Raw genomic sequence first — 22571 nt, 5'->3', positions numbered from 1 at the left:
TTGGCAACCGGACCATGGGCTCCAGCCCGCACCACGATCCCATGAAGCGAGCCCTCGTCATCGGCCTGACCCTCCTCGGCCTCCTCCTCTGCGGGGGTGTCCTCTACTTCAAAGGCAAGCGTTACGAGGTCACGATCACCCAGAACCAGATCGACGCCGCCCTGGCCGAGCGCTTCCCCGCTTCGAAGACCTATCTGTTCGTGTTCACCCTCGATTTCACCAATCCCGAGGTCACGCTGCTTGCCGACGAGGATCGCATCCGCGTCGGCCTGGATGTCATGCTCAACCTCCGTCTTGAAGACGAACCGCGGAACCTGCAGGGCGGTGCCACGCTGACCACCGCACTCCGCTATGACCCCTCCCGACAGGAGTTCTTCCTGGATGACGCCAGGTTCGAACGACTCGAAATCGAGGGCATCCCGGCGAAATGGGAGGCGCAGGTGAACGAGGCCGCCTCAGTCGCGGCGCGAGAATTTCTTGAGTCCCGGCCGGTTTACCGACTCGAGGCACGGAACGCGAAGACCGCTGCCGCCAAACTGCTGCTCAAGGGCCTCGATGTGGTCGAACAGGAAGTCCGAGTCACACTCGGACTCTGACCCCACGGGCCGTGCCGCCGACCCTTTGGCCCTTGGAACTTCCCACCTGGAACTTCACGCTCGAAGGCATGAAGGCATTCTTCGCCATTCTCGCCGCCGCCACGCTTTCACTCGGCGCCGCTCCCCCGAACATCGTCATCCTCTACGCCGACGACCTCGGCTACGGCGACCTCGGCTGCTACAACCCGAAGTCGAAGATTCCGACCCCGCACCTCGACAAGCTGGCCGCCACCGGGCTGCGCTTCACCGACGGCCACTCCTCCTCGGGGATCTGCACGCCCTCGCGCTACGCGCTGCTCACCGGCCGCCACCACTGGCGCGACTTCCACGGCATCGTCCAGGCGCTCGGTTCCTCGGTCTTCAAGGACGATCAGCTCACCCTGCCGGAAATGCTGCAGCAGAAGGGCTACACCACCGCCTGCATCGGCAAGTGGCACCTCGGCTGGGACTGGGACGCGATCCGCAGGCCGGGCACCCCGCCGAAGTCGATCCAGCCCGGCGACTTCGACTGGTCGAAGCCGGTGCCCGACGGCCCGCTCGCCCACGGCTTCGACCACTACTTCGGCGACACCGTGATCAATTTCCCACCCTATGCCTGGATCGAGGATGACAAGCTGGTCCGGGCCCCCGACAGCGTGATCACGGGGAAGTTCGAAGAGCCGACCAAGGAGGGAAATTGGGAAGCCCGCCCAGGTCCGGCGCTCTCCGACTGGGACTTCTATCAGGTGCTGCCGACCCTGACCGGGAAGAGCGTCGAGTGGGTCCGGTCGCGCCAGGGCAAGGACCAGCCCTTCTTCCTCTACGTCCCCTTCCCTTCTCCCCACGCGCCGATCATCCCCAACGACGAGTTCGACGGGAAATCCGATGCCGGGCCCTATGGGGACTTCGTTTACCAGACCGACCACGCCTGCGGCGAAATCCTCAAGGCACTGGAGGAAAGCGGCCATGCCGGCAACACCATCGTGGTCTTCACCGCCGACAATGGACCCGAGGCCTACGCCTACGCCCGCGACGAGAAATACGACCACTGGTCATCCACCCCGCTGCGCGGCCTCAAGCGCGACATCTACGAAGGTGGCCATCACGTCCCCTTCCTCATCCGCTGGCCGGGCCTGACCGAGCCCGGCTCCGTGTCAGGCGCCCTCATTTCACAGGTCGACCTGATGGCCACCCTGGCCGCCGCGCTTGGCGGCGAAATTCCCGACGGCCAGGCCATCGATTCCTTCAACTTCCTGCCCTACCTCAAGGGTGAAACGGATGCAGGACCGCGCACGCGGATGGTGCACAACACCAAGAAGGACCACTATGCCTTCCGCGACGGCGACTGGCTGCTGATCGACGCCAAGACCGGCTACCTCCGTCCCGCGCCCAAGGCCTGGAACGAGAAGCACGGGCAACCCGCCGACGACGGCACGCCCGCCGAACTCTACAACCTGAAGGAAGACATCGGGCAACGCCACAACCTGGCCAAGAAGCACCCCGAGCGGGTCGAGGCCATGCAGGCGATGCTCCGGAAAGTGCGCGAGGGCCGGTATCCCGGGTTGTGAGGAACGCGGGACGCCATCCCCGGGATGAGGGAGAGCGGGACGCGGTCCTTTCCCGCGATTCGATGCACAACTTTCCGCCATCGGTGACGTTTCACCCTGTACCATGAAAACGAAATCCATCCTCATCGGCCTGACCCTTCTGGCCTCACTCGCCACCCCTGCCTGGTGCCAGGATCGCCCCGAGCGGGAACCCCGGCGCGCCCCCGAAGCCGAGCGCACCCGGGATGTTGCGTCGACCCAGTGGCGCATCGGCGTGATGGTCGAATCGCTCGACGGCCTCCTGCGCAAGCACCTTCAACTTCCCGAGGACACGGGAGTGATCGCCGATCGCGTGGTCGAGGGAAGCCCCGCCGCCAGGGCCGGACTCAAGAACGGCGACATCATTCTCAGCGCCGGCAAGAGGCCGGTCGGCGACCTCGACTCCCTGCGGGGAGCGGTCGCGGCCAGCGCCCGGAGCGGCAAGCCGCTTGTCCTCTGGGTCCTCCAGGAAGGCAAGAAGCAGGAAATCCGCATCGATCCCCCGGTGCGCCCCGGTAACCGCGACCGGCAGCAACCCGGAGCCGACCGCAAGACCGACAAGAAGCCCGAAGCCCGGAGCGGCGACCCGGGCGCCGAGCGCATGGCCCGCGCCCTGCGCGAAATGCGCGCCCAGCTCGAGAAACAGGGCCAGGCCATCGAACGGCTCGAGAAGCGCATGGATGAAATGAGCCGCCAGCGCCGGCGCGATTGAACCTCACCTTGGATCCGCCTGCCCGCCGCGGACGAGCTCACGGCCTTCCGCGGCGGCAGTCGGTGCCCGCTTCCCGATCCGCGCCCCGGGGCATCGATCCCCGAGGGCGACCTCTCGATCACTTCCGTTGGCGCACCGGAGTAGATCGACTGCTGCCGATCTTTCTCGCCACAATGGCACCCACCGTGGAAGTTGGCCCGCCATCCGCTGTGAGGATGGCCTGCTCCCGATGGAAGTCATCCTCAGCCCCCGCTTCGTGCTCACCGCCCGAGACCAGACCGTCTATCTCGTCGACCGGAGCTCCGGGGCGAAGATCTGGCCGGAGGATGTCATCCAGCCCTACCCCAACTGGGGCTTCGGTCCTGCATCCGAACATGTCGAAAGGATGGCCCGTTCCGCGATGCTGAAGCCCGACCAGAGAACCCTGGTCGAACAATTTTGCGACGACCACCGATCCAGAAACGCCGGGTCTCCCCGCTCCAATCCCCCGGCCCCGCCACGGATCCGGAGGATCGATTCGTAATCGGAATTCCAACCGAGTATCCTTGCCTCCGGCTGCCAACGCTCCCTTGATTGCGGCATGCCTTGGAAACCCCTCCTCTACCATCCCCTCGCCTGCGCGCGATGGCCGGTGTGGTGGGAGTTGCAGTGGCGATACGCACCGCTGTCCGTGCGTGCCTGGCCGACCTTCGTCGCCACGTCGGCAGCGAGCTTCGCATCGCGCTCCGGGCACGAGAAGGAAATGGAACGACTGCGCGAGGCGGTGCGTCCGGATCCACCCATCTTCATCGTCGGCCATTGGCGCAGCGGCACCACGCTGCTCCACAATCTCCTGCACCGCAGCGGACGGTTCGCCACGCTGCGCACCGCCGATGCGATCAATCCATTGGGCGACAATCCTCCCGACGGCATGGTGGCCGGCGGAATGAAGAGCTCGGACCGCGGCTTCGACCGGATGGTCGTGGGCCCCGAGGAACCCCAGGAGGAGGAAATGGCCCTCGCCGCCCTCTGCCTGACTTCCGTCTTCCATCTCGTCTATTTCCCGCGGAATGCCGCCGAGATCTTCCGTCGCGCCGTGCTGTTCGAAGGCATGGAGCCCGGCGAACTCGAAGCCTTCGCAAAAGCTTACAAACTGGTTGCCGCAAAGACCCGCTTGGTCGATGGAACCGACCGGACCATCCTGTTCAAGAATCCGGCGAGCACCGCACGACTCGACTTCCTGAGCGAAGTCTTCCCCGGTGCCCGCTTCATCCACATCGTCCGCCACCCGAAGGCCGTCTATCACTCCACCGCCGCCCTGATCGACGGACTCACGGAAAGGTTCGCGCTCCAGTCGCCGAAGAACCTCGAAAGGGATCACCGCCGCATCGAGCACTACCGGTCGATGATGAAGGCGCACCTCGAGCAACGCGCCCGCCTCGCGCCCTGTCGCTACACGGAAATCCGCTACGAAGAGCTCGTCGCCGACCCGGTGACCGGCGTGGAAAAGGTCCTCGGTGGCATCGGCGAGTCGTTGGAAGCCGGCGAACGCACGCAACTGTTCGAATACGTCGAATCGCTTGCCGACTACAAACCCAACCGTCACCCCGACGACCCGGAGACCGACCGAATGCTGAAGCGGGAACTCGGATTCGCCTACGAGACCTGGGGATACGATTGACCCCGCCCCTTGCACCCGCCCCCGGAGCCGCGGTAGCCTCGCAGCGTGACGCCTGACGATCTCACCCTGCTCGGCCATTCCGAGACCCGGCTCCCCGCATCCCCGGACGAGGCGAAACTCGAAACCTTCGGGAATTGCCGGCCCGGCCGCCGCTTCTGGATCACGCTCGACTGCCCGGAGTTCTCCTCGCTTTGCCCGGTGACCGGACAACCGGACACCGCCCACGTGGTGATCCGCTACATCCCGGCCGCCCGCTGCGTCGAGACCAAGTCGCTCAAGTTCTACCTCGGCTCGTTCCGCAACCTGCCGGCCTTCAACGAGGAAATCGTCAACCGCATCCTCGACGACCTGGTCGCGGCGCTCGACCCGACTGAATTGACGGTCAGCGGTTCGTTCGGTGCCCGCGGCGGCATCCAGCTCACCTGCGAGGCCCGGCACCCGGAACCCGAAAGTTCCAAGTGAGAAGTTCCAAGTTCCAAGCCAAGACCCCGCCGAAACGCCGATGAGATCGGTCGTCCTGCTCAGCGGCGGCATGGATTCCGTCACCGCCTTCCACCACGCCCTTGGCGGGCACGAGGTGCTGGCGGCGCTTAGCTTCGACTACGGATCGAAACACAACGCCCGCGAGATCCCCTTCGCAAAACTGCATGCGGAACGGGCGGGGGTGCCGCACCACACCATCCCGCTCGATTTCATCAACGAGCACTTCGCCTCGGACCTGCTGCGCAGTGGCGGGGCGATCCCCGACGGCCACTACGCCGAGGACAACATGAAGCGGACGGTCGTCCCCTTCCGGAATGCGATCATGCTCTCCATCGCCTGCGGCTTCGCCGAAAGCGCGGGGGCCGGGGCCCTGGTGATCGCCGCCCACTCGGGCGATCACGCCATCTACCCGGACTGCCGCGAACCCTTCATGCAGGCCATGGCGGCGGCGATGAAGCACGGCACCTACGAGCAAGTCGAGTTGCTGCGCCCCTTCATCGCGATGGACAAGGCCGGCATCGCAAAACGCGGCGCCGAGCTCGGCATCGACTTCGCCGAAACCTGGTCCTGCTACAAGGGCGGCGAGATCCACTGCGGCACCTGCGGCACCTGCGTCGAGCGCCGCGAGGCCTTCCAGCTCGCCGGCATCCCCGATCCCACAAGCTACCTCGCAGAACCGCCCATCCCCGAAGCGCCCGACTGATCCCATGACCCCGCGACCCGACAACGAGACGATCCTCCCCACCGAGTCCGAGCGACTCTTCCTCTACGCCTTCTTCAAGCGTCTCCGCGACGCCGGTCGCACCTTCCTCCTCCAGTCGGACATCCTCGACCTGATCGCCGGAGCCGAGGAGGCGATCGATGGCGACCTCGATGCCTCCTCGCCGCTTCGCAAGGTGCTCGCCACATCCATGAATGCGGCCTTCAACGACCCGTGGCTGGTGGTCGAGACCCGCCCCGCCATCGGCCGCTGGTGCTGCGGGCGCTTCCACCTCGACCAGCTCTCCTACGAGACCATCACGACCTCGGAGTTGATGCGCTTCCGGGAGGCCCTGATCGACGGTCCCGATGCGCAAGCCGAGCTGGCGATCGAGTACGACGGCGCCGCCTTTCTGAACGACGTGCCGCTGATGAAGGACCGGCGCCACATCGGCCGCGGCGTCGAATACCTCAACCGGACCCTTGCCAACCGGCTCTTCACCGATCCCGACAAGCGGCTGTCCACCCTGCACGATTTCCTCCGTCTCCATCACCACAAGGATCGTCAGCTCATGCTCTCGCAGCGGATCGAGACGCCCGGGGAAATGCGCGATGCGGTCGACGAGGCCCGCGTGCTGCTCGCCGACATTCCCGCCGACACGCCGTGGGCCGCGATCCGCAACAGCCTCACCGCGCTCGGGCTGCTGGCCGGCTGGGGCGACACCGCCGGCCGCGTGCTCGAGACCCTCGACCTGCTCTCCGAGGTCATCGACGCCCCCTCGCCCTCGGTCATCGAGGATTTCCTCAGCCGGGTGCCGATGATCTTCTCGGTCGCGATCTTCAGCCCGCACGGCTTTTTCGGACAATCGAACGTCCTCGGCCTGCCCGACACCGGCGGCCAGGTCGTCTACATCCTCGACCAGGTCCGCGCGCTGGAGAAGGAGATGCGTGAACGGCTGCGGATCCAGGGCATCGACAGCGACCCGGAGATCGTGGTCGTCACCCGGCTCATCCCCGACGCCGGCAACACCGGCTGCGACATCCCGGAGGAAAGCATCCAGGGAACCCGCAACGCGCGCATCCTGCGCGTCCCCTTCACCCGCCCCAACGGCGAGGTGCTGCCCCAATGGATCTCCCGCTTCCAGGTCTGGCCCTATCTGGAACGCTTCGCCTTCAACTCGGTGAAGATCATCCTCGCCGAGCTCGGCGAGCGGCCGGACCTCGTGGTCGGCAACTACTCCGACGGCAACCTCGTCGCCACCCTCGTCGCCGAGCACCTCGAAGTGACCCAGTGCAACATCGCCCACGCGCTGGAGAAGACGAAGTATCTCTTCTCCGACCTCTACTGGCGCCAGAACGAGGACCAGTATCACTTCTCGGCCCACTTCACCGCCGACCTGCTGGCGATGAACTCGGCGGACTTCATCATCACCTCCACCTATCAGGAGATTGCCGGCAGCGAGACCAGCGTGGGGCAGTATGAGAGCTACTCGGCCTACACCATGCCGGGCCTGTACCGCGTCACCAAGGGCATCGACATCTACGACCCGAAATTCAACATCGTCTCCCCCGGTGCCGACGAGGACGTGTATTTCCCGCACACCGAAAAGGACCGGCGGATCGGCGATCTGGCCGACGACATCGAGCGACTCCTCCACGGCGATTTCCCCGGTGCGGTGTCGCATTTCGACGACCGGGAAAAGCCGATCATCTTCCTGATGTCGCGCCTCGACCAGGTGAAGAACGTGACCGGCTTCGTCGAATGGTTCGGCCGCGACCCGCGGCTGCGAGAGCTGGCAAATGTCTTCATCATCGGCGGCTGCACCGCGCTGGAGGAATCGGACGACGAGGAGGAACGGCGCGAGATCGAGCACCTTCACCGGTTGATCCACGGCCATGGCCTGCACGGCCACCTGCGCTGGGTGCCCAAGCAGTCGGACAAGATCTTCAACGGCGAGCTTTACCGGACCATTGCCGACCGCCGCGGCATCTTCGTCCAGCCGGCGCAGTTCGAGGCCTTCGGCCTGACGGTGATCGAGGCGATGACCTCCGGCCTGCCGACCTTCGCCACGATCCACGGCGGGCCGCTCGAGATCATCGAGGACGGCGTCAGCGGTTTCCACATCGACTCCAACCACGGCGAAGCCGCAGCCAAGCGCATGGTCGAGTTCTTCGAGCGCTGCCAGCGCGAGCCGGGGCACTGGACCGAAATCTCCCGCGGCGGCATCGACCGGGTCGAGGCCCGCTACACCTGGCGCCTCTATGCCAGCCGGCTCATGACCTTGTCGCGGGTCTATGGCTTCTGGAAATTCGTCAGCCACCTCGAACGCTCCGGCGCGAGGGCCTACGACCGGCTGTTTTACTCCAGCGTCTACCGCCCCATCGTCGAGCGGATGGGATAGGATTGGCGCTTTTCGAAGCGCCATGACGGGGCGTGGCGGACTCCGGTCCGCACGGTAAAGCCCGTCACGGCAGGCCGGCCATCAGTCCGCGACCAGAAGGTCGCCCCGCCCCGATAGGGCTCCTGCAAGGAGCCCCCCGCTCAATCCGTGTAGTAGCGCTTGGGTCCCTCGCTCGGTGGCGGGATCTTCTCGAGTTGCTCGAAGTCGCCTTCCTCGCAGCACGAAACGAAGCCCTCGGCATAACTCTTCAGCTTGTCCCAGCACTCACGGATCTCGGCGGCCTCGTCGGAGGTGATCGAGTGGTCGGCGGCAGCCTCGGAAATCCGCTGCAACAGACCGGAAAACTGACCCACGATCTCGTTGGTCGCGGGCAGGACCTCGAGGCCCTGCTTGCAGTTGCTCTCCGGGTTGCGGACAAAATACCCGCCACTCTTCCGGCACAGCCACTCGACAATCTTCGTGTCGCCGCTCAGCTCCACGATCTTCAGCAATCGGTCGAGCGGATTGCGGCTTCCCGAACCGTCCTCGGCCTGCTTCTCGGCCCATTTGTAAACGAGTGAAAGCGACACCCCGAGGTCGGCGGCCACCGCCTTCGGACTGGTCTTGGCGAAGGTCTGGCGCAGCACCTCGTGACTTTCCATGGGCGGGGAAATAGCAGTCCGCCGCCTCCCCGCAAAGCCCGAATGAACCTCAAAGATGGGCGCCTCCTACGCCGCCTGCAGCGAGGCCGCCGCGATGTCCTCGACCTCGGCCACGCTCTCGACCTTGCACAGGCGCTGCCGCAGCTCTTTCGCCCCGGGAAACCCCTTGCAGTAGGCCATCAGGCGCGCCCGCATCGCCATGATCGCATGCCGCTCGGTGCCGTAGCGTCGGCACTCCGCCGCCATCCGGCAATGCCGGACCACCAGTTCCCAGCGTTCGTCCAGCGGCACCGGGGCCATCTGGTCACCGGTCGCGAGGTAGTGCTTGGCCTGACGGAACACCCACGGATTCTGCATCGCCGCGCGCCCGATCATCACGCCGCTCACCGCCGTCTCGCGCTTGCGCCTCTCGAGGTCCTCACCCGTCGCGATGTCGCCGTTGCCGATCACCGGCACGCCCACCGCCCGGGCGCAGGCATCGATCACCTCCCAGTTCGCCTCGCCGCCATATCCCTGGGCCCGGGTCCGGCCATGGATCGAAATCGCCTGCATCCCGGCCCCCTCGAGAATGCGGCAGACTTCCACGGCATTGATTGATTTCTCGTCCCAGCCGATCCGGATCTTCGCCGTCACCGGCACCACCCCCTCGCAGGCCTCGGCCACGCCACGGGCCACGCTCTCCAGCACCGGACAGTTCCGGAGCAGTGACGAGCCACCGTTCTTCGACACCACCTTGCTCACCGGACAGCCGAAGTTGATGTCGATGAAATCCGGGCGCTTCCAGTCGACGATCTTGCGTGCCGCCTCGCCCATCCGTTCCCCATCGGCCCCGAACAACTGCACCCCCACCGGCCGCTGCTCGTCGGTGAATTCGGTGTATTTCCGCGTCCGCTCGTCGGCCTGCATGATGCCCTCGGCCGAGACGAACTCGGTCACCATCACGTCCGCCCCCATTTCCTTGCAGATCTGCCGGAAGACCACGTCGGTCACCCCCGCCATCGGGGCGAGATAGAGGGGGAAAGCGCCATTTTCGAACCAGTGCAGCACGCGCGGACCCTAGCGGGTCCGAAGTTCCAAGTCAAAAGGGCCAAGTTCCAAAAAGACGCAAGCCGCCTATCAGTGGCATGACCGGGACGGTGATGCCACTGGCAGGTGGGACCACCCATTGGAACTTGGAACTTCGAACTTGGAACTTCAGGCTCCGCCGCATGAAGCGCCTCGCCCTGCACTGGCAGATCCTCGCCGCCCTCGTGCTTGCCACGCTGACCGGGGTGCTGTTCCGCACGATGTTCGACGGGGTTGCGCCGGAAGGCACCTTCGTCGCCCGCGGACTCGAGGTCTCCACCTTCATCGGCGACCTCTTCATGCAGGCGCTCAAGATGATCATCGTGCCGCTGATCGTGACCTCGGTCATTTCCGGCATCGCCAGCCTGCAGGGCGTGAAGGGCTTCGGACGCCTCGGCGGGAAAACCTTCGCCTTCTATGCGTGCAGCTCGCTGGTCGCGGTCGTCACCGGACTGCTGCTGGTGAACCTCATCCAGCCCGGCCTCGTCGATGGCCAGCCGAACGAGGTGATCAAGGCCGCCTTCGACCAGAAGGCCGCCGAAGCCAGCCCCGAGGATCTCGCCAAGGTCGCCGCCGCCAGCGAGAAGGAACCCAAGGACTTCCTCGACACGATCAAGATGATGGTCCCGCCCAACGTCTTCGCGGCCGCCACCAACAACGGCCAGATGCTCGGCGTGATCGTTTTTTCCCTGCTCTTCGCCATCGCCATCACCCGGCTGCCGGCCGACGAGATGCGCACGCTGCGGGAGTTCTTCCAGGCCGGCAACGACGTGATGATCACGGTCACCCGGTGGATCATGGCCATTTCGCCGATCGGCGTCTACGCGCTGATGTTCCCGGTCATCTTCGAGAACGGGCCACAGGTCTTCGCCGAAATGGGCAGGTATTTCGGCACCGTCATCGCCGCCCTCGGGATCCACCTCTTCGTCACCCTGCCGCTGGTGCTTCACTTCATCGCGAAGGTCAATCCGCTCGACCACTTCCGGGCGATGCGCGACGCGCTGCTGCTGGCCTTTTCCACCGCCTCCTCGTCCGGCACGCTGCCGGTCACCATGCGCTGCGTGCAGGATCAGGCCGGCGTGTCGAAGCGCACCGCCTCCTTCACCCTGCCGCTCGGTGCCACGGTGAACATGGACGGCACCGCGCTCTACGAATGTGTCGCCGTGGTCTTCGTCGCCCAGGTGATGGGCATCCACATGGGATTCGGCGAGCAATTCGTCGTGGTCACCGCCGCCCTGCTGACCTCGATCGGTGTCGCCGGCGTGCCGTCGGCCAGCCTGGTGGCCATCCTGCTCATCCTGAAGAACAGCAACGTCCCCAATGCCGAAACCGCCGTCGTCGCCCTGCTGGCGGTCGACCGCCTGCTCGACATGGCCCGCACCGCCGTCAATGTCTTCGGCGACTCCTGCGCCGCCGTCACCATCGCCCGCAGCGAGGGCGAGGACTTGTTTACGGACAAGGCGGCCTGACCAACAGGACCGCCGATCTCCGAATCGGCATCTTCCGAAATACGCCGTGCCGGATCGAAGCCATGCCGATTCGGAGATCGGCGGTCCTCCTCATCCCCCCCGGAAAACCCTTCCCCCGCCGCCCTACTTCCCCTAAAGCGGCCCCGCGCAACCCCGCCCCGACCATGTCCAAGGCTCCCACCATCATCTACACCCAGACCGACGAAGCCCCGGCTCTCGCGACCTACTCCCTGCTGCCCATCATCCGCCGTTTCACCGCGTCGTCGGGCATTTCGGTGGAAAGCAGCGACATCTCCCTCTCCGGCCGCATCCTCGCGCAGTTTCCCGATCTCCTTGGTGACAAGAAGGTCCCCGACGCACTCGCCGAACTCGGCGACCTGACCCAGGAGCCGACCACCAACATCATCAAGCTCCCCAACATCTCGGCCTCGATCCCGCAGCTCATTGCCGCCATCAAGGAACTCCAGGCCGCCGGCTACCCGCTCCCGGACTACCCCGCCGATCCGAAGACCGACGAGGAAAAGGACATCCGCGCCCGCTACGACAAGGTCAAGGGCAGCGCCGTGAACCCGGTGCTGCGCGAGGGCAACTCCGACCGCCGCGCGCCGAAGGCGGTCAAGGACTACGCCCGCGCCAACCCCCACCGCATGGGCGCCTGGTCGCCGGACTCGAAAACCCGCGTCGCCAACATGGGCGCCAACGATTTCCGCTCGAACGAGAAGTCGGTGACCCTCGAAGCCCCGACCACCGCCCGCATTGAGCTGCACACCGCCTCCGGCGAAACGATCGTCCTCAAGGACGGCCTCGATCTCCTCGAAGGCGAGGTCCTCGACGCGACCTGCATGAGCCGCAACGCGCTGGTCGAGTTCCTCGACAGTCAGATCGCCGCCGCGAAGGACGACGGCATTCTCTTCTCGCTGCACATGAAGGCGACCATGATGAAGGTCTCCGACCCGATCATCTTCGGCCACTGCGTGCGCGTGTTCTTCAAGGAGCTCGTCGCCAATCACGCCGACGCGCTGGTCGCCGCCGGTGTCGACTTCAACAACGGCCTCGGTGACCTCGTCGCCAAGCTGGAGACCATGCCCGCGGACACCCGCGAGGCGATCCAGGCCGACCTCGCCGCCGCGCTGGAGGCCGGGCCCGACCTCGCGATGGTGAATTCCGACAAGGGCATCACCGGCCTGCACGTGCCGAGCGACATCATCATCGACGCCTCGATGCCCGCGATGATTCGCGACTCGGGCAAGATGTGGGACAGGAACGGCGAGCGCCAGGACGCGCTGGCGGTCATCCCCGACAGCTCCTACGCCGGCGTCTACGATGCCACGATCGAGTTCTGCAAGAAGCACGGCGCCTTCGACCCGACCACCATGGGCAGCGTGCCGAACGTCGGCTTGATGGCCCAGAAGGCCGAGGAGTACGGTTCCCACGACAAGACTTTTGAGATTCCCGCCGCCGGGGTGGTCCGCGTGATCGATGCCGATGGAAACGTGCTGCTCGAGCACGGCGTCGAGGAGAAGGACATCTGGCGTGCCTGCCAGACCAAGGACGAGCCGGTCCGCGACTGGGTGAAGCTCGCCGTCACCCGCGCCCGCGCCACCGGTGCTCCCGCCGTGTTCTGGCTCGATGAGGACCGCGCGCACGACGCCCAACTCATCGCCAAAGTCGGCTATTACCTTGGTGAGCACGACACCGACGACCTGGAGATCCACATCCTGAGCCCGGTCGAGGCCACGGAGTTCACCCTCGAGCGCCTCAAGGCCGGCGAGGACACGATTTCGGTCACCGGCAACGTCCTGCGCGACTACCTCACCGACCTCTTCCCCATCCTCGAACTCGGCACCTCGGCCAAGATGCTTTCCATCGTCCCGCTGATGAAGGGTGGCGGGCTCTTCGAAACCGGCGCCGGCGGCTCCGCACCGAAGCACGTCCAGCAGTTCACCGCGGAAAACTACCTGCGCTGGGATTCTCTCGGGGAGTTTCTGGCCTTGGCGGTCTCGCTCGAGCACCTCGCCGAAACCTTCGACAACCCGAAGGCCAAGGTGCTGGCCGAGACCCTCGACGCGGCCACCGGCGAGTTCCTCAAGAACGACAAGTCGCCGACCCGCAGGCTCGGCGGCATCGACAACCGCGGCTCGCACTTCTACCTCGCCCTCTACTGGGCGCAGGCCCTCGCCGCCCAGGACCAGGATCCCGACCTCAATGCCGAGTTCGAGCCGATCGCCAAGGCGCTTGCGGACAACGAAGCAAAGATCGTCGAGGAACTCATCGCCGTGCAGGGCCAGCCCGTCGACATCGGCGGCTACTACCGTCCCGACGACGCCAAGGCCTCCGCCGCCATGCGCCCGAGTGCGACGCTGAATGCCATCATCGGGTAGGAGTGGCGCTCTGCAAGCGCCCACTTGCCGCGCCGTAGCCTTGGCGAAGGCGGATGACGGGGCCGGGCGGCTTTCAGCCGCTCCCATGGCCGGACCTGGCTCTCGAAGAATCCATTTGCCTCCCCCTGCGGTCGGGAGACCACCACGCCCTGATCTGGCTCCTGCAAGGAGCCACTCCCCTCGAAAGATCCGCCGTCATCTTCAGCGGCGTGAAGGATTCCGAGAACCTTTGCAGAACCCTATTCTTGATTGAGTTGTCCAGTCCTGCCCGATCGACTAGGCTCTCGCCATGATCCTGACCCTGCCCGACGACCCCGCACTGCTGAACCTCGGCGACGACGTGCTTCGTCTCGACCTCGCCTGCGGACTCTATGCCGCCGGACGCGTCTCGCGCGGGGTCGCTTGCAGGATCGCGGGCATGGATCGGGAAACCTTCGATCAGGAATTGATCCGCCGCCGGATTCCAAGCTATACCGAGGAGATGCTCGAAGCCGACCTCGACTCATTGCGGCGCTTGAAATGATCGTCATCACCGACACCTCGGTCATTCTCAACCTGAGCTGCATCGGCAAGGAGGATCTGCTGTTCCTCCTCTTCGGTCGAATTCTGGCACCGCCCGAGGTAGCCGCGGAATTCCAGCGTCTGGCCGAAGCCGATCCTCGCTTCCTCGGCCTGTCTTTTCCCGGGTTTGTCGAAGTCACCTCGGCACCTTCCATACCGGAATCCCTCCTTTCCAACCCGCGACTCGACATGGGGGAAATCGCCGCCTTGGCGCTTGCCATTGAAACCGGCGCGGATCTCGTGCTGATGGACGAGCAGGCTGGTCGAGCTGCGGCTGTATGCCTTGGTCTGGCAGTTGTCGGCGTCCTTGGTGTCCTGATCCAAGCCAAGAAAAGCGGCTTGATCCGCGAAGTGCTGCCCTCCGTCAGAATGCTTGAAGATCGGGCTGGATTCTGGGTGCTGCCAAGCCTGCTTGCGAAGGTCGCCCAGCTCGCCGGGGAATCCCACGATTGACGCCATCATCGGGTAGGAGTGGCGCTCTGCAAGCGCCCACTTGCCGCGCCGTAACCTTGGCGAAGGCGGATGACGGGGCCGGGCGGCTTTCAGCCGCTCCCATGGCCGGACCTGGCTCTCGAAGAATCCATTGCCTCCCCCTGCGGTCGGGAGACCGCCACGCCCTGATATGGCTCCTGCAAGGAGCCACTCCGCCTGAAAGATCGCCCGCCCAACCAGCGCACTCTTCCGGGTGAAGCTCCTTGCACTCCTGCTCCTCGGCACCCTTTCCACCCTCGCGGCGGAAAAGCCCAACATCGTCCTGCTCTTCGCCGACGACCTCGGGCGCTACGCCTCGGCCTACGCCGATCCGGAGCAGCCCTCACCCAACGACATCATCAAGACGCCGGTCTTCGACAAGATCGCCGCCCAGGGGGCACGCTTTGACAATGCCTTCGTCTCGGCGCCCTCCTGCACCCCCTCGCGCGGGGCGCTATACACCGGCCGGCATTTCTTCCGCAACGGGTCCTTCTCCCAACTCCACAGCCGCTGGCAGAAGGGAACGCCCGATCCCGGCGACAAGATCGTTGGCATGCCCGAAACGCTCCGCCGCGCCGGCTACCACGTCGGCTGGAGCCACAAGTGGCACATTCCCGACCGCCTGATCGGGGGCAAAAAACATCAGTATTCCCCAAAGGGCAACCGCATCAGCACCTTCTCGCAGCAGGTCACCCGGAATCCCGACATCCGCGGGCAGATCTTCGAAGACGTCCGCAGCAACTTCCAGGCCTTCCTCAAGGACCGCAAGGACGGCCAACCCTTCTTCTACTCCTTCAACCCGACCAACACCCACCGCACCTGGATCCAGGGATCGGGCAAGAAGCTGTGGGGCCTCGATCCCGACCAGTTGAAGGGCAAACTGCCGCCCTTCCTCCCCGACAATGAGATCGTGCGCGAGGACTTCGCCGACTACCTTGGCGAGGCGATGGCCTTCGACCAGGCCTGCGGCGTGATCATCGCCGAACTCGAGAAGATGGGTGAACTCGACAACACCCTGGTCGTCATCAGCGGCGACCACGGCATCCCGGGCTTCCCCCGCGGCAAGTGCAACGTCCACGACTTCGGCTCGCGCGTGCTGCTCGCGATGAGTTGGCCCGGGCAAATCGAGAAAGAACGCGTGATCCGGGCCCCGGTTTCCCTCATCGACCTGGCGCCGACCTTCCTTGCGGCGGCCGGGACAAGCTCGCCCGATGATCCCGACGGCGAGGACCTGCTGCCGTGTCTGGTCAAAGGCTGGTGCGACGGTCACCTTCGGAACTGGGCCCTCATCGGCCGCGAGGTCCACGTCGGCAACGCCCGCGAGGGCTACCTGCCCTATCCGGTCCGGGCCCTGCGCACCCCCGACTTCCTCTACGTGCGGAACTTCAAGCCCGACCGCTGGCCGATGGGGGATCCGAAGATGGCCGATGAGGAAGAACCGGACTTCTCCCAGATCGACGAGAACACCCGCGCGGCCTATGCCGATATCGACGCCTCGCCGACCAAGACCTGGCTGATCCGCAATCAGGATGACGAGGGTCTCGAACTCGTACTGCGCGAGGGCTGGGAGAAGCGGCCGGCCGAGGAGCTCTATTTTCTCGGACTCGATCCCTTCCAAACCGACAACGTCGCCGATGATCCGGGCTTCGCCGAGGAGCTGAATGAACTCCGCAAACAACTCATGGCCGAGCTGGAGAAGGGCAAGGACCCCCGTCTCGACGACGCCTTCGACCGTCCGCCCTACTGCGTCAAGGGCCGGTAGGTCGCTCTAGACTGCGGTGCTTGAGCACCGCTCTCAGCGAGTCGATTCATCGACGGGCACCGCCTTGAACATCCCACCCCACCCTCCCGGCAGCTTCGCACTGAAGTGCTTCGCCAGAGCGGCGCTCAAGCGCCGCAGTCTACGGACCCCAAGATCGAACCCGCGCTTGGCTCGCCGCACCGAGGAGCTAACCTCCGCGCCATGCAAGCCCACGAGCTGATCCCCTTCCTCGACCTCACCACCCTCGGCACCACCGACTCGGCCGACGATGTCCGCGCCCTGGCGAAGCGTGCGATGCAGCCGGTCGCCGGCGACCCCGCGATCCACTGCGCCGCCCTCTGCACCTGGCCGAACTTCGCCGCTGTCGCCACCGAGGCCTTGGACGGCTCGCCGGTCGTGCTCGCCTGCGTCGCCGCCGCCTTTCCCTGCTCGCAGGCACCGCTGGAAGTGAAGACCCGCGAAATCGAGCTCGCGGTCGCCGCGGGGGCCAAGGAAATCGACATCGCGATCCCCCGCGGCCTGCTCCTTTCCGGTGATCTCGTCAGCCTGCGCGCCGAACTCGAGGCCATGAAGTCCGCCTGCGGCGCGGCCCACCTCAAGGTCATCCTCGAAACCTGCGACCTCGGCGACGCCGACACCATCCGCACCGCCTGCCAGGTGGCCCTCGAAGCCGGCGCCGACTTCCTCAAGACCTCCACCGGCATGGGCAAGCACGGCGCCACACCCGACCACGCCCGCATCCTTTTCGAGGCCGCCCGAGAGTGGCACGCCAACACCGGCCAGGTCATCGGGGTGAAACCCGCCGGTGGCATCCGCACCTACGCCGACGCGCTCGTTTACCACGAACTGGCCAGCAGCCACCTTCCCGAGGTCACCCCCTCCACCTTCCGCCTCGGTGCCTCCTCGCTCCTCGATGACCTGCTCTCGCAGGCGTAAGGAGCGCCGGTTATGAAACCGGCAACAGACGAAGTGCCACAAACCCAGCCCGTTTGAAGCACCATGCCCCACCGCATCCTCATCGCCCCCGACAAGTTCAAGGGCTCGCTCACTGCCCTCGAGGCCGCGGAGGCGATGGCCTCGGGGGTCCGCGACGCCGTTCCCGACGCCTGCATCGACCTCTGCCCGATCGCCGACGGCGGCGAGGGCTTCATGGAGGCGCTGCAGCCGGCCTTGAACGGACGCTGGATCGAAACCGCAGCCGTCGATGCCCGCGGGCGGTCGATGCAGAGCCGCTACCTCCTCGCCGATACCGACTCCGGCCCGGTCGCGGTCATCGAAATGGCCGCCACCGCCGGCATCGAGCGACTGGCTGAGAACGAACGCGATCCGCTCACCGCCACCACCCGCGGCGTCGGCCTGCAACTCGCCGATGCGGTCCGAAACCACGGCGTCCGTCGCGTGTTTCTCGGCCTCGGCGGCAGCGCCACCAATGACGGTGGCTGCGGTCTCGCCGCCGCGCTCGGGATCCGCTTCCTCGATGCCGACGGACGCGAGCTGGATCCCCTGCCGGTGAATCTTCCGCAAGTCGTCCGCATCGATGACGCGTCACGACTCGAACTCCCGCCGGTGACCGTCGCCTGCGACGTCGACAACCCCCTGCTCGGCGTGCGCGGGGCCACCGCCGTCTTCTCCCCGCAAAAGGGAGCAAGCCCGGAGGATCAGGAGGTCCTCGAAACCGCGCTCGCCCGGCTCGTCGAGATCACAGGCGACCACGCCTCCGCCGAGACGCCCGGTGCCGGCGCGGCGGGGGGCCTTGGCTTTGGACTGCTCCACTTCGCCAAGGCCTCGCTGGTTCCCGGCTTCGACCTGCTGGCCGACCTGCTCGACTTTGACCAGCGCATCGCGGCCGCCGACCTGGTCCTCACCGGCGAGGGTTCGCTGGACGTCCAGAGCCTCGGCGGCAAGGGCCCGGTCGCGCTCGCCCGCCGGGCCCGCGGCATTCCGGTCGCCGGCTACTGCGGCATCGCGGATGACGCGGTGCGGAATGCCGGGCTGTTCGCCCACATCGGTGCCCTCGCCGACACCGGACGCCCGTTCGAGGAACTCATTCGTTGCGCCGCAGCGCTCCTGCGCGAAGAGGTTTGCCGGACGCCATTGCTGAAACTGCTCGAATCCCCCGATTCCACGCCGCCCCACCCATGAAACCGCTGCTCATCCTGGTCATCCTCGCCACCGCCGCGACAGCGGTCGATTCGTGGCCACAGTTCCGTGGACCCGATGGCAACGGCGTGATCGCCGGCCCTTCGCCCCGGGAATGGAGCGCCACCGAAGGCATCGCCTGGAAGACCCGGCTGCCGGGCTACGGCTGGTCGTCGCCGGTCGTGGCCAAGGGCAAGATCGTCGTCACCACCTCGGCGGAAAAGAACGGCAAGACCATCCTCGGCGCCCACGCCTACTCGCTCGCCGACGGCTCCGAGCAGTGGTCGGTCGACCTCTTCGAGCCCACCGAGGCCGAACTCAAGGCCCTCCATCCGAAGAACAGCCTCGCCACCCCGACGCCGCTCGTCATCGACGAAGCCGTCTACGTCCACTTCGGCCACATGGGCACGGCTGCGCTCAAGCTCGACGACGGCTCGACGATCTGGACGCGCAAGATTTCCTACCCGCCGATGCACGGCAACGGCAGCTCGCCGATCGCGGCGGGTGATTTCATCGTCATCAACGTCGATGCCGAGAAGGATCCCGCGGTTTATGCGCTGAACCGCAACGACGGCACCACCGCGTGGAAGACCCCGCGCGACGCCGAGGTCGCCCGCAAGTTCTCCTTCTGCACGCCGACGCTGGTCACCCACGACGGCCGGCCGCAGATCATCAGCCCCGGCAGCGGCATGGTCGGCACCTACAGGCCGACCGACGGCAAGCTGCTGTGGAAGCTCGACTACGGCGAGGGCTTTTCGGTGGTGCCCCGGCCGGTGGTCGGCAAGGGCCACGTCTACCTCGCCACCGGCTTCCTCAAGCCGAAGCTGCTCGCGATCCGGCTCGACGGCGCCACCGGCGACGTCACCGACAGCCATCTTGCCTGGACCGTCGACCGCCGCATTCCGAAGACGCCTTCTTTCCTGATCGCCAACGAGCAGGTGATTGTGCTCGACGACGGCGGCTTCCTCAGCGGCTTCGACATGAAAAGCGGTGACGAACTCTGGCGCGAGCGGCTCGCCGGCAACTTCTCCGCCTCCCCACTGCTGTGCGGCGACACCCTCTACTGCCTCACCGAGGACGGCATCGCCTACGTACTCGAGCTGAAGAAGGACGGTGCCGAAATTCTCTCCGAAATCGACATGGGTGACCGCCTGTTCGCCTCACCGGCCGTCATCGACGGTCACCTGATCCTGCGCTCCGAGAAGCACCTGTGGAAAATCAGTGGTCGCTGAAGCAGGCCGTGACCGGGCCTTCCAGGCCCGTAGTCCCCGATCAGCGTTTGTGAAACCGGGCCTGGAAGGCCCGGTCACATTTCCCCTCAAGGCCGGGTGATCAGGTAGTAGGGGACATCGTTCCGAAACGCGATGCGCCCGGCTCCCTGAACCTTGCCCACCACCCGACCGTCGCAGTCGAGAGATTCGACACTCAGCTCCTCGGCGTCGTCGCGCTTCAAGCTCAACTCTCCCTCGAGTTCACGGATCATCCAGGGATCCTGGCCGATCGACTCGATCCGTTTCCTTCCGCCCGAAAGCTCCACATCGCGGAAATCGTTCGCCTTCTCCTCGCTCATCACCTGCACCAGGATCCGGCCCGAGTCGCGAATCCGGCGTCCGTCCAGGGCCACCGCCACCACCGCGCCCAGTTCCATCGGCGAGCGGATCCCGAGGTCGGGAAAATCCAGCGTCTCGCCCGCCAGCGCCCCCACGGCTCCCTGCACAGCCGGCGCCCTCAGGCGCAGCAGCCCCTTGCCGTAGTCGAGCGCCAGCTCACGGGTTGAACTCATCAAACGCTCGCCTTCCGCATCGATGCCCGCCGTCGAGACCCTCGCCGCACGGCTATCACCCTGTCCCACGTTGAGCCGCGTGCGACCAGTGAAGTGCACCCGCGGATCGATGCCGCCGCGCGCCTCCACACCGTCCGGCACGCCGACCTTCCGCAGTTCGTCAAGATTCGCCGCCGGTGCCAGCGGGCTGCCCTTCAAGGCCACCGCGTCCTCCAGCGAAAGCGCCGCCTCCGCGACGACCGCGCCCTCCTGCAGCAGACCCATCCGGTAAACCGCCGCGGCCGCCGGAAACTGCCCGGCCTGCGTCGGTGACATCAGGGTCCAAGGCTGCATGAAGAAGCGCGGCTTCACCGACCACCCGGCCGAATCGAGCGCGAAATGCACGATCGCGTCGGTGCCCTGCAGCAGCCCGTAGGCCGCGTACACCCACGGCGCCTCGACGCGGTGGCGGTTCGGACGATTGTAGGTCGTCTCGGAGATCATCGACGGCATGCCGTTGATCTCGAGGTCGATCACGGGATGCGAGAAATCGCGCCCTCCCTTCGTCCCCTCGAAGCGCAGGCTACTACGATCCACGTAGGTGTGGCCGTCGCGGACCGACCAGGCCGCATTGTCGCCCTCGTGCCCGCAGCCGAAGTAGCCGTGGCGGTCGATGAAATCCCCCGTGGTGTAGCTGTAGCGCTCGAGCGGCCCGAGCCGCGCCGCATCCGCGGTGTGCCAGTTCGAGGCGGTGACCAGGCCCTTGAAGCCCCGCTCCCTCAGCCATGCCGTCGTCTCCTCGTAGAACCCGCGCTGCACCCCGAGCAGGAAGTCCGCGGTGGCCTGGTCGCGCGGCGTGCGCTCGTTGACGATGTTCCACAGCCCGCGGAAGCCCAGCCGTCCGTCGCCGTCGCGCGGATGCCGCATTCCGCCCCACGCCTCGACCGCCTTATCGACGGAGCCGTGTTTCTCCCCCGCCCAGGCCGCGAAGCGCCGCTCCAGCTTCCGCAACTGCGGATCGGGAATGATTTTCTCGTCGAAGGTCCAGAAGAACAGCGAGTCCTCGTTGACCAGTTCGACCCCGAACACCGCCGGCTCGTCCTGCAGACCCTCCAGCACCGCCGCCAACCACTGCCGGTGCAGCGCCTGGAATTCGGGCTCGAAGAAGATCAGCGCGAAGGGATGCCGTCCGCCGTCATAGCCCTCGCGCCAGCCGGGGCCCGGCTTCGGCTTCATCCACAACGGAAAGTAGATCGAGAGATGCGAGTAGATCCCCTCCTTCTTCATCGCCGCCACCACCTCGTGGATGCGCCCGACCTTCGCCCGGTCCAGTTCGCCGGTCGCCTCGTCGAACACCTTGCCGTGCAGGCGGACCAGGTTCACGCCACGGTCGGCCAGCATCCGCGCGCAAGCGGCAAGGTCCTCGCCGTGGAGATCGTCCGGCGGACCGTTCACCGCCCAGAAGCGCACCTTTCCGCCGGTCTTCTCGTGCACGAAGTCGGGGCCCTTCGCCACGATGCGGCCGTGCTCGCCGGCCACGCGCTCGTTGAGCCCGCGCAGGCTGATCCGCGACTCGCCGTCGGCTTGGGGAAGCCACGGCAGCCAGCCGTCCCCGCCCTTCGCCAGCTCGTCGCGGCGTTGCTCGATCTCCCCCGGCTTCAGCGTCCCCTCCGGCTTGAATCCCGGCGGAGCGAGGACGAAGCAATCGATCGACCCGTGATGCGACAGCTCGCTGGCGAAGCGGAATTTCAGCCGGTGTTCCCCGGCCGCCAGCGGGAAGGTCCCGACCCGGCACCAGGCCATGAAGCGCAGGTCCGGCTTGCCGTCGGCCGCAAGGTTGACCTGCCCGGTCAGCCCCTTGCCGAAATCAACTTCCTTCTCGGCTCCGTCGTCGAGCTGATAGAAGAGCCAGCTCTTCACCGGGTTCGACCGCAGCCACAGCTCGTGGTCGCCGGGCGCTTCGATCTCGAACCTGTAGTCCGCCCTGCCCTCACGAGCGTCGTCGAAATGCGAAAGGAAGTCCCCGCCCGATAGCTCCTCCTTCTTCACCTGTCCGTGATACCACGGGTGACGGTTCACCTCCGCGCGAGTCGCGGCCTCACCCTCGATCCACACCGGCTCGGCGGCCACCGCCGCACCGGTCAGCAGGAACCAAATCCACCTTCTCATGACTCGGATTACCCTGCGTCCGGTGCGGATGTTG

19 protein-coding genes are annotated in these 22571 nt (G+C 66.0%); 16 read left to right on the top strand and 3 right to left on the bottom strand.

Features of this window, described 5'->3' with window-relative positions:
• Positions 1-41 precede the first annotated feature (41 nt).
• The 8 genes from ACG2LG_RS11230 to ACG2LG_RS11195 all read left to right on the top strand — a co-directional run bounded on the left by ACG2LG_RS11230 (position 42) and on the right by ACG2LG_RS11195 (position 8117).
• On the top strand, positions 42-596 hold the full coding sequence (locus ACG2LG_RS11230; protein WP_396259035.1) for a DUF1439 domain-containing protein: 555 nt from the start codon (positions 42-44) through the stop codon (positions 594-596).
• A 68-nt stretch (positions 597-664) separates the two neighbouring features.
• Entirely contained in the window at positions 665-2143 is a 1479-nt protein-coding gene (locus ACG2LG_RS11225) for an arylsulfatase (RefSeq protein WP_396259088.1), read from the top strand.
• Positions 2144-2246: 103 nt separating this feature from the next.
• Positions 2247-2873: a PDZ domain-containing protein gene (locus tag ACG2LG_RS11220; protein ID WP_396259033.1), complete on the top strand. Its 627-nt coding sequence runs from the start codon at positions 2247-2249 to the stop codon at positions 2871-2873.
• Between the two features lie 229 nt (positions 2874-3102).
• The gene (locus tag ACG2LG_RS11215) at positions 3103-3396 is read left to right on the top strand and encodes a hypothetical protein (RefSeq protein WP_396259032.1); all 294 of its coding nucleotides are present in this window, start codon (positions 3103-3105) and stop codon (positions 3394-3396) included.
• Between the two features lie 57 nt (positions 3397-3453).
• Entirely contained in the window at positions 3454-4533 is a 1080-nt protein-coding gene (locus tag ACG2LG_RS11210; RefSeq protein ID WP_396259030.1) for a sulfotransferase family protein, read from the top strand.
• Between the two features lie 45 nt (positions 4534-4578).
• Entirely contained in the window at positions 4579-4995 is a 417-nt protein-coding gene (queF, locus tag ACG2LG_RS11205; RefSeq protein ID WP_396259028.1) for a preQ(1) synthase, read from the top strand.
• 40 nt (positions 4996-5035) lie between these two features.
• Positions 5036-5719 carry a 7-cyano-7-deazaguanine synthase QueC gene (gene queC / locus ACG2LG_RS11200; RefSeq protein WP_396259026.1) on the top strand — a complete coding sequence of 228 codons (684 nt, stop codon included), beginning with the start codon at positions 5036-5038 and terminating at the stop codon, positions 5717-5719.
• Positions 5720-5723: 4 nt separating this feature from the next.
• Positions 5724-8117, top strand: coding sequence for a sucrose synthase (locus ACG2LG_RS11195; RefSeq protein WP_396259024.1), 2394 nt, complete (start codon positions 5724-5726; stop codon positions 8115-8117).
• A gap of 140 nt (positions 8118-8257) precedes the next feature.
• Here the strand turns inward: ACG2LG_RS11195 and ACG2LG_RS11190 are convergent, their stop codons facing one another.
• Complete coding sequence (locus ACG2LG_RS11190; RefSeq protein WP_396259022.1) at positions 8258-8758, bottom strand: phage regulatory CII family protein; 501 nt, start codon at positions 8756-8758, stop codon at positions 8258-8260.
• A gap of 66 nt (positions 8759-8824) precedes the next feature.
• Positions 8825-9805, bottom strand: coding sequence for a tRNA dihydrouridine synthase DusB (dusB, locus tag ACG2LG_RS11185; protein WP_396259020.1), 981 nt, complete (start codon positions 9803-9805; stop codon positions 8825-8827).
• 161 nt (positions 9806-9966) lie between these two features.
• Here dusB and ACG2LG_RS11180 point away from each other — a divergent pair, with 161 nt between their 5' ends.
• The 8 genes from ACG2LG_RS11180 (at position 9967) to ACG2LG_RS11145 (ending at position 19838) form a co-directional block, all read left to right on the top strand.
• Positions 9967-11292: a dicarboxylate/amino acid:cation symporter gene (locus ACG2LG_RS11180; protein WP_396259018.1), complete on the top strand. Its 1326-nt coding sequence runs from the start codon at positions 9967-9969 to the stop codon at positions 11290-11292.
• A gap of 164 nt (positions 11293-11456) precedes the next feature.
• Complete coding sequence (locus ACG2LG_RS11175) at positions 11457-13673, top strand: NADP-dependent isocitrate dehydrogenase (RefSeq protein WP_396259016.1); 2217 nt, start codon at positions 11457-11459, stop codon at positions 13671-13673.
• Between the two features lie 289 nt (positions 13674-13962).
• Positions 13963-14196: a UPF0175 family protein gene (locus tag ACG2LG_RS11170; RefSeq protein WP_396259014.1), complete on the top strand. Its 234-nt coding sequence runs from the start codon at positions 13963-13965 to the stop codon at positions 14194-14196.
• Positions 14193-14687, top strand: a complete 495-nt coding sequence (locus tag ACG2LG_RS11165) for a DUF3368 domain-containing protein (protein ID WP_396259012.1) — start codon at positions 14193-14195, stop codon at positions 14685-14687. The genes ACG2LG_RS11170 and ACG2LG_RS11165 overlap by 4 nt, the downstream gene beginning before the upstream one ends.
• Before the next feature lie 232 nt (positions 14688-14919).
• Positions 14920-16467 (top strand): sulfatase, encoded by a 1548-nt coding sequence (locus tag ACG2LG_RS11160; RefSeq protein WP_396259010.1) that lies wholly within the window; start codon positions 14920-14922, stop codon positions 16465-16467.
• Positions 16468-16668: 201 nt separating this feature from the next.
• Complete coding sequence (gene deoC, locus ACG2LG_RS11155) at positions 16669-17403, top strand: deoxyribose-phosphate aldolase (RefSeq protein ID WP_396259008.1); 735 nt, start codon at positions 16669-16671, stop codon at positions 17401-17403.
• Between the two features lie 63 nt (positions 17404-17466).
• A complete protein-coding gene (locus ACG2LG_RS11150) occupies positions 17467-18609 on the top strand; it encodes a glycerate kinase (RefSeq protein ID WP_396259006.1) in 1143 nt (380 codons plus the stop codon).
• The gene (locus ACG2LG_RS11145) at positions 18606-19838 is read left to right on the top strand and encodes a PQQ-binding-like beta-propeller repeat protein (RefSeq protein ID WP_396259004.1); all 1233 of its coding nucleotides are present in this window, start codon (positions 18606-18608) and stop codon (positions 19836-19838) included. Before ACG2LG_RS11150 ends, ACG2LG_RS11145 begins: the two co-directional genes overlap by 4 nt.
• A gap of 86 nt (positions 19839-19924) precedes the next feature.
• Here ACG2LG_RS11145 and ACG2LG_RS11140 read toward each other — a convergent pair whose 3' ends face one another.
• A complete protein-coding gene (locus tag ACG2LG_RS11140; protein ID WP_396259002.1) occupies positions 19925-22537 on the bottom strand; it encodes a hypothetical protein in 2613 nt (870 codons plus the stop codon).
• Positions 22538-22571 lie beyond the last annotated feature (34 nt).

Source organism: Haloferula sp. A504, assembly GCF_044385805.1.
Classification (GTDB): domain Bacteria; phylum Verrucomicrobiota; class Verrucomicrobiia; order Verrucomicrobiales; family Akkermansiaceae; genus Haloferula.
The sequence above is the reverse complement of the archived record's forward strand: the minus strand, read 5'-3'. Positions and strand labels throughout refer to the sequence as shown.

Excerpts from the sequence above, each read along its gene's own strand:
- ACG2LG_RS11195 (WP_396259024.1), top strand. The coding sequence starts at position 5,724 with ATGACCCCGCGACCCGACAACGAGACGATCCTCCCCACCGAGTCCGAG.
- ACG2LG_RS11165 (WP_396259012.1), top strand. The coding sequence starts at position 14,193 with ATGATCGTCATCACCGACACCTCGGTCATTCTCAACCTGAGCTGCATC.
- ACG2LG_RS11220 (WP_396259033.1), top strand. The coding sequence starts at position 2,247 with ATGAAAACGAAATCCATCCTCATCGGCCTGACCCTTCTGGCCTCACTC.
- ACG2LG_RS11175 (WP_396259016.1), top strand. The coding sequence starts at position 11,457 with ATGTCCAAGGCTCCCACCATCATCTACACCCAGACCGACGAAGCCCCG.
- ACG2LG_RS11190 (WP_396259022.1), bottom strand. The coding sequence starts at position 8,758 with ATGGAAAGTCACGAGGTGCTGCGCCAGACCTTCGCCAAGACCAGTCCG.
- ACG2LG_RS11180 (WP_396259018.1), top strand. The coding sequence starts at position 9,967 with ATGAAGCGCCTCGCCCTGCACTGGCAGATCCTCGCCGCCCTCGTGCTT.
- deoC (WP_396259008.1), top strand. The coding sequence starts at position 16,669 with ATGCAAGCCCACGAGCTGATCCCCTTCCTCGACCTCACCACCCTCGGC.
- ACG2LG_RS11140 (WP_396259002.1), bottom strand. The coding sequence starts at position 22,537 with ATGAGAAGGTGGATTTGGTTCCTGCTGACCGGTGCGGCGGTGGCCGCC.
- ACG2LG_RS11225 (WP_396259088.1), top strand. The coding sequence starts at position 665 with ATGAAGGCATTCTTCGCCATTCTCGCCGCCGCCACGCTTTCACTCGGC.
- queC (WP_396259026.1), top strand. The coding sequence starts at position 5,036 with ATGAGATCGGTCGTCCTGCTCAGCGGCGGCATGGATTCCGTCACCGCC.
- ACG2LG_RS11145 (WP_396259004.1), top strand. The coding sequence starts at position 18,606 with ATGAAACCGCTGCTCATCCTGGTCATCCTCGCCACCGCCGCGACAGCG.
- ACG2LG_RS11170 (WP_396259014.1), top strand. The coding sequence starts at position 13,963 with ATGATCCTGACCCTGCCCGACGACCCCGCACTGCTGAACCTCGGCGAC.
- ACG2LG_RS11215 (WP_396259032.1), top strand. The coding sequence starts at position 3,103 with ATGGAAGTCATCCTCAGCCCCCGCTTCGTGCTCACCGCCCGAGACCAG.
- ACG2LG_RS11150 (WP_396259006.1), top strand. The coding sequence starts at position 17,467 with ATGCCCCACCGCATCCTCATCGCCCCCGACAAGTTCAAGGGCTCGCTC.
- ACG2LG_RS11230 (WP_396259035.1), top strand. The coding sequence starts at position 42 with ATGAAGCGAGCCCTCGTCATCGGCCTGACCCTCCTCGGCCTCCTCCTC.
- ACG2LG_RS11210 (WP_396259030.1), top strand. The coding sequence starts at position 3,454 with ATGCCTTGGAAACCCCTCCTCTACCATCCCCTCGCCTGCGCGCGATGG.